General features: G+C 58.4%; 6 protein-coding genes. 4 read left to right on the plus strand and 2 right to left on the minus strand.

The genetic code is table 11. From position 1 onward, the window contains the following. Positions 1-338: 338 nt before the first annotated feature. Both DW171_RS09840 and DW171_RS09845 read right to left on the minus strand, forming a co-directional pair. Positions 339-1,271 (minus strand): type I phosphomannose isomerase catalytic subunit, encoded by a 933-nt coding sequence (locus DW171_RS09840; protein ID WP_369832478.1) that lies wholly within the window; start codon positions 1,269-1,271, stop codon positions 339-341. A 72-nt stretch (positions 1,272-1,343) separates the two neighbouring features. Then, positions 1,344-2,063: a GntR family transcriptional regulator gene (locus tag DW171_RS09845; RefSeq protein WP_118271088.1), complete on the minus strand. Its 720-nt coding sequence runs from the start codon at positions 2,061-2,063 to the stop codon at positions 1,344-1,346. A 302-nt stretch (positions 2,064-2,365) separates the two neighbouring features. Here DW171_RS09845 and DW171_RS09850 point away from each other — a divergent pair, with 302 nt between their 5' ends. From DW171_RS09850 to DW171_RS09865, 4 genes are all read left to right on the plus strand, one after another. Then, the gene (locus DW171_RS09850; RefSeq protein ID WP_118271089.1) at positions 2,366-3,766 is read left to right on the plus strand and encodes a glycoside hydrolase family 1 protein; all 1,401 of its coding nucleotides are present in this window, start codon (positions 2,366-2,368) and stop codon (positions 3,764-3,766) included. Positions 3,767-3,886: 120 nt separating this feature from the next. Continuing rightward, positions 3,887-5,239, plus strand: a complete 1,353-nt coding sequence (locus DW171_RS09855; protein ID WP_118271090.1) for a PTS sugar transporter subunit IIC — start codon at positions 3,887-3,889, stop codon at positions 5,237-5,239. 152 nt (positions 5,240-5,391) lie between these two features. Continuing rightward, complete coding sequence (locus DW171_RS09860) at positions 5,392-5,694, plus strand: PTS sugar transporter subunit IIB (RefSeq protein ID WP_118271091.1); 303 nt, start codon at positions 5,392-5,394, stop codon at positions 5,692-5,694. A gap of 9 nt (positions 5,695-5,703) precedes the next feature. Next, on the plus strand, positions 5,704-6,036 hold the full coding sequence (locus DW171_RS09865; RefSeq protein WP_199410549.1) for a PTS lactose/cellobiose transporter subunit IIA: 333 nt from the start codon (positions 5,704-5,706) through the stop codon (positions 6,034-6,036). The last annotated feature ends 139 nt before the right edge of the window (positions 6,037-6,175 follow it).

Consider the following 6,175-nt stretch of genomic DNA (forward strand, 5'->3'; position numbering starts at 1 on the left):
AGAGCACATTAAGTGCTCTCCGGCTCGTGCGGAACTCGCGATCGACCAAAGCCCCCGGCGCGCCCTCTTCCTTGTGGCGTTTCGGCCCACAGCCTGCGAGCGTCGCTCTGCTTGTTCGCTTTTTGGCCTGGAGAGCCGGGTGGGCTGATAAATGGATATGAGTAGGGGCTCTCCCGCACATGAACGAGGGCACCTGGTGCTTGGGCTTTGATGATTGAACGTTTTATGCTGCTCAGCATCATTTCAATTAGTTACTAAAATGTTTATGAAATGAGGCAAGGGACTCTCCCTTATGTGGACGGGAGAGCCCCTTGTTGCGTTTGGGTTGTTGTTGTGACCTAGAGGTGGCTGATGATCAGTTCCATCTTGCCTTCGAGGTCAATGGACTCCACGGTGCTGGGGGCCAGCAGGTGGCTTCCCTTGTGGACGGGGTCGCCGCAGACGGTGCCTTCGCCGTCGATGACCGACAGGCACATGAAGGGCCAGCGCTGGTTGAGGGTCTTGCTGCCGTCGACGCGCACGCGATCGACGGTGTAGCAGGGGTTGGACTCGAGCTCGGTCACGCCGTCGACTTCGGGTGCGGTCACGGTGCCGTCGGTCGGAGCCTGGACATCAAAATCGATGCAGTCAAGGCTCTGCTCAATGTGCAGAGGGCGAAGCTTGCCGTCGGTGCCGGGGCGGTCGTAGTCGTACAGGCGATAGGTCACGTCGCTCGACTGCTGCGTCTCCAAAATGAGCGTGCCGGTCTTGATGGCGTGCACGGTACCGGAATCAATCTGGAAAAAGTCGCCCTTGTGGATCGGCAGCACGTTGAGCATGTCGTCCCAGCGGCCGTCCTTGATCATCTGTGCGGCTTCAGCGCGATCCTTGGCGCGCTGCCCGACGATAATCGTGGCGCCGGGCTCGCAGTCCAGGACATACCAACACTCGGTCTTGCCCAGGCTGCCGTTCTCGTGCTCGGCGGCGTACTCGTCGTTGGGATGAATCTGGATCGAAAGGTCGTCCTTGGCGTCCAGAATCTTAATGAGCAGCGGGAACTCCTTGCCCTCGCAGTCGCCAAAGAGCTCACGGTGCTCGGCCCACAGCCACGACAGCGTGTGGCCGGCATACGGGCCCTCCGCAATCTGGCAGTCGCCGTTGGGGTGGGCTGAGATGGCCCAGCACTCACCGATGGGGCCCTCGGGAATGTCGTAACCAAACACGGTCTCCAGCTGGCGGCCGCCCCAGATCTTCTCGTGGAAGATCGGCGTCAGTTTAATCAAATCGGACATGTGCATACTCCCATAAGGTTGTGCGGGTGCCGCGTAAGAGAGCTCAAAACGGGCACCCACCGGATTACAAAACTAGGCCAGCGTTACGTTGTGCAGCTCAAAGCGGTCGCCTACGTTGTGCGAGATAGAATATTCAAACGCGGTGCCGCTATCCAAGAAGCCAATCTGGTTGAGTTCGAGCAGGGGAGAGCCGGGTCTGGTATCCAGGCGCTCAGCCTCTTCCTCAGTTGCCGCGACAGCGCGAATGGTGCGATGGAAGCTCGAAATCTTCAGCCCGCATTGCTCGCGGATAAAGCCGTAGACCGATCCGTACAGGTCCTTCTTTTTAAGGCCCGGGATCAGTTCGAGCGGCATATAGGTGTACTCGATGACGATGGGCTTCTCGTCGACCTGGCGCACGCGCACGATGTGATAGGCGAAGTCATCCTCGGCCATTCCCAGCTGGGTCGCAACCTCTGCCGGTGGATTGACGATCGAGAAATCGTAGACCACCGAGGTCACCTTTTCCCCGCGGTGCTCATACGAAAAGCCCTGGGCACGGTCGTTCTTGCCTTGAAAAAACACCTGGCCGGGAAGCCCCGCCGTGTCCTTAACGTAGGTGCCCGATCCGCGCCGGCTGGTAATAAGGCCTTCCTCGGTGATCTGCTCAATCGCTCGTTTGACGGTGATTTTGGAAACGCCATAGAGCTCACAGAACTCAACGACGGTGGGCAACTTATCGCCCGGTTTAAGTGCGCCGTCCTCGATGCTTCGACGGATATCTGCAGCTATCGCCTCGTATTTGGGAATCATGCAATCCTCCCTTCATATTTGCGTCGATATTTAGAAAGTATACCTACTTAAAAAGCATCCATATGGCTTTCATGAAAGAAGTTCGATAAAGAAAAATAAAAAAGACGCTTTACATATAAAATTAGAGCGCTATAGTTACAGACAACAAGCGAGATGCATTGGCGTTTCCTTGTACTGTTTGGGGACGGTTTTGTTTTGGCGGGTTGGATATCGGTATGACCGGTGCGCGCCCGCGCCGGATAACCTGCCAAAGCAAACCCGTCTCCAACCGGAAGCTCTAAGACACGAAAGCGAGGACTTTGATGGCTCAGTATCAGCTGCCCAGCGACTTCTTCTTTGGCGCCGCTATGTCCGGCCCGCAGACTGAGGGTCAGTGGAACCAGGGCGGCAAGCTCGAGAACCTGTGGGACACCTGGTCCATCCAGGATCTGGGTTCGTTCTACAACTGCGTTGGCTCTTATGCCGGTAACGACTTTATGACCAAGTACCAGGAAGACCTTCGCATTCTGAAGGACTTGGGCCTGGATACCTATCGCACTTCCATCCAGTGGAGCCGTCTGCTCGATGCCGACGGCAACCTTAACGAGGAGGGCGCCGCGTGGTATCACGAGCTGTTCCGCGCCTCTCGCGAGGCCGGCCTGGAGCCGTTTGTCAACTTGTACCACTTTGACATGCCCACCTACCTCTTTAACCGCGGCGGCTGGGAGAGCCGTGAGGTCGTCGAGGCTTACGCGCATTACGCCGACGTCGCCTTCCACGAGTTTGGCCAGGAGATTAAGTACTGGTTCACCTTTAACGAGCCCATCGTCGAGCCCGAACAGCGCTATCAGGAGGGCGTGTGGTTCCCGCAGCTCCACGACTTTAGCCGCGCCCGCACCGTGCAGTATCACATCTCGCTGGCACATGCGCTGGCCGTGGCCAACTATCGTCGCGCCTATGACGAGGGCGTTATTCGCGCCGATGCCAAGATCGGCATGATCAACTGCTTTACCCCGGTCTACACCAAGCAGAACCCCAGCGAGGCAGACCTTGAGGCCGTGCGCATGACCAGCGGTATCAGCAATCGCTGGTGGCTCGACCTTATTACCAAGGGTGAGCTTCCCGCCGACGTGCTCGACAGCCTGGCCGAGGGCGGCGTTAAGCTCCCGTTCCGTGCCGGCGACCAAGAGATCCTCAAGCAGGGTGTTGTCGACTGGCTCGGCTGCAACTACTACCACCCCACGCGCGTTCAGGCGCCGGCGAGCAAGATCGACCAGTACGGCCTGCCGCACTTTGCCGACGAGTATGTGTGGCCCGACGCCGTTATGAACGAGAGCCGCGGCTGGGAGATCTACCCGCAGGGCCTCTACGACTTTGGCATGGACTGCGCCAAGAACTACCCCGATCTTGAGTGGTTCGTTTCCGAGAACGGCATCGGCATCATGGACGAATACAAGAACCGTGACGCCGAAGGAACCATCCAGGATGACTACCGCGTCGACTTTGTGCGCCAGCACCTGGAGTGGGTTGCCAAGGCAATCGCCGAAGGCGCCAAGTGCCGCGGATACCATTATTGGGCCGTCATCGATAACTGGTCTTGGGCAAATGCCTTTAAGAACCGTTACGGTTTTGTCGAGGTCGACCTTATGGACGGCTACAAGCGCCGCCTTAAGAAGTCGGCAGCTTGGCTCAAGCAGGTCGCCACGACCCACGTGGTTGACTAGCGACCGGGCGAACGCCCAGACCGTGCGCCGCCGCGCGCAACACATGGCACATCTGGTGGCAGAGGGCGACAGGCCACCGTGCGTATAGGAAAAGGCCGGATTTGAAAGTTAGGAGCAATCATGGCCAGTGACAACGGAAAGAGCTTCCTCGACAAGTTTGCCGAGGTCTCTGCGAAGGTGGGAAACCAGGTTCACCTGCGTTCCCTGCGTGACGCCTTCGCGACCATCACGCCGCTCTATATCCTTGCGGGTATCGCGGTTCTTATTAACAACGTCGTGTTCCCTCTGTTCCCGCTCGATGCGGCGGGCCTTGCCAATCTTCAGACGTGGGGTTCGGCAATTACGCTGGGCACCCTCAACGTCTCTGCCATTATCTTGGCCGGATTGATTGGCTACAGCCTCGCTAAGAACAAGCGTTTCGATAACCCGCTCGCTTGCGTGGTCGTCGCCATCTCTGCTTTCGTCATCATGATGCCGCAGCAGATCACCGCCACGCTTGCCGCCACGAGCCCGCTGCTCACCGACAAGATCACCTCCGCCGAGGTCACGGGCGCCCTTTCGACTGCCAACACCGGCACCAACGGTCTGTTCTCGGCTATTATCATCGCCCTGCTTTCCGTCTCGCTCTTCATCAAGATTTCTGGCGTCGAGAAGCTCAAGGTTAAGCTGGGCGAGGGTGTGCCTCCCGCGGTCTCCAACTCCTTCAACGTCATGATCCCGATGCTGCTCAACCTCGCAATCTTCGCTCTTGCCGCAGCCCTGCTCGCCGTGTGCGCCGGCACCGATCTGTGCGACATCATCTCCACGTGCATCTCCAACCCGCTCAAGAGCATCATGAACGCCGGTCCGTGGGCTGTTATCCTCATCTACACCCTTGCTAACCTGCTGTTCTGCGTTGGTATTCACCAGTCCACCATCTCTGGCGCTACCGTCGAGCCGATCCTGACCATGCTCATCGTCGACAACATGGCTACCTTTGCCGCCGGTGGCACCATCCAGCCCGATCACTACATGAACATGCAGATCGTTAACAGCTTCGCCCTCATCGGCGGCTCGGGCTGCACCCTCATGCTTCTGCTCGACACGCTCCTGTTCTCCAAGAACAAGGCTTCCGAGACCGTTTCCAAGATGGCTATCCTGCCTGGTCTGTTCAACATCAACGAACCGGTTATCTACGGTTACCCCATCGTGTACAACCTGCCGCTCATGATTCCGTTTGTCCTCCTTCCCGATCTGTTCATCGGCATCACCTATGGCCTTACCTGCGCAGGCATCATCAGCCCCTGCATCGCTCAGGTGCCCTGGACCATGCCTCCCGTCATCAATGCCCTGCTCGCTACGGGCTTTGACTGGCGCGCCGGCGTGTGGCAGGCTCTCGAGATTGTCATTGGCATGGCCGTCTACCTGCCCTTTATGAAGATTTCCGAGAAGGCAATCGCCAAGCAGGAGGCTCTCGCCGAGCAGAACGCCTAACGTTCGCCCCTTTCACCTTTGCGGGCGCCGGTACGCGGTGCCGGTGCCCGCAGCTCTCTCCCTTGCGTAAAGATGCAGGGGGGTGGGAACAATAGCCGCAAAGAATGAAACCAGTCGTCGTCTGCGCGCCGCGCAGTTATAAGGAGGAAACCATGAAGAAGATCATGCTCTGCTGCAATGCCGGTATGTCCACGAGCCTGCTGGTCCAGAAGATGCAGGCCGAGGTCGCGAACCGTGGCCTGGAAATTGAGATCGAGGCTCGCCCCATGAACGAGGCCCACGATCACCTGGACGAGTGCGACATGTTGCTGCTTGGCCCGCAGATCGGCTACACCAAGGGCGATTTTGAGAAGGAGGCCGCTGGCCGCTTCCCGGTCGAGGTCATCAACATGGTCGACTACGGCCGCATGAACGCTGCCGGCATCATCGACCACTGCGTCAGCGTGATGGGCTAGGTGCAGCATATGGAGGATATGAACGAGTTGCAGATGACCTGCTTCGAGATCATCAGCTACGTCGGTACCGCCAAGAGCATGTACATCAATGCCGTGCAAAAGGCCAAGGAGGGCGATTTTGACGCCGCCGAGGAGCTTATCAAGCAGGGCGACGAGGCCTATAACGGTGGCCACGATGTTCACATGGGGCTTCTGAAGAAGGAGGCCAACGGCGAGCGTAACGGCGAGGCCCCGCTGATTCTGCTGCATGCCGAGGACCAGATGGCCGGCACCGAGACCATGCGCGTCATGGCGACGGAGCTCATCGAGATCCACAAGCAGCTGCAGGCGCTTCAGGCCTAGTCGGCGTTATCGCCGCGATGGACCGTGCAGTCCAACAGACAATACAGTCCCTTTCACGGGCACCGGGAGCCTCCGCCTCCCGGTGCCTTTATTTCAAGACTTTAGTCTGCTGGCCGCGCAGCGGCCAGCTTTAAACCAC

Source organism: Collinsella sp. AM15-2 (assembly GCF_003471985.1).
Lineage (GTDB): Bacteria > Actinomycetota > Coriobacteriia > Coriobacteriales > Coriobacteriaceae > Collinsella.

Excerpts from the sequence above, each read along its gene's own strand:
- DW171_RS09840 (WP_369832478.1), bottom strand. The coding sequence starts at position 1,271 with ATGTCCGATTTGATTAAACTGACGCCGATCTTCCACGAGAAGATCTGG.
- DW171_RS09845 (WP_118271088.1), bottom strand. The coding sequence starts at position 2,063 with ATGATTCCCAAATACGAGGCGATAGCTGCAGATATCCGTCGAAGCATC.
- DW171_RS09850 (WP_118271089.1), top strand. The coding sequence starts at position 2,366 with ATGGCTCAGTATCAGCTGCCCAGCGACTTCTTCTTTGGCGCCGCTATG.
- DW171_RS09855 (WP_118271090.1), top strand. The coding sequence starts at position 3,887 with ATGGCCAGTGACAACGGAAAGAGCTTCCTCGACAAGTTTGCCGAGGTC.
- DW171_RS09860 (WP_118271091.1), top strand. The coding sequence starts at position 5,392 with ATGAAGAAGATCATGCTCTGCTGCAATGCCGGTATGTCCACGAGCCTG.
- DW171_RS09865 (WP_199410549.1), top strand. The coding sequence starts at position 5,704 with ATGGAGGATATGAACGAGTTGCAGATGACCTGCTTCGAGATCATCAGC.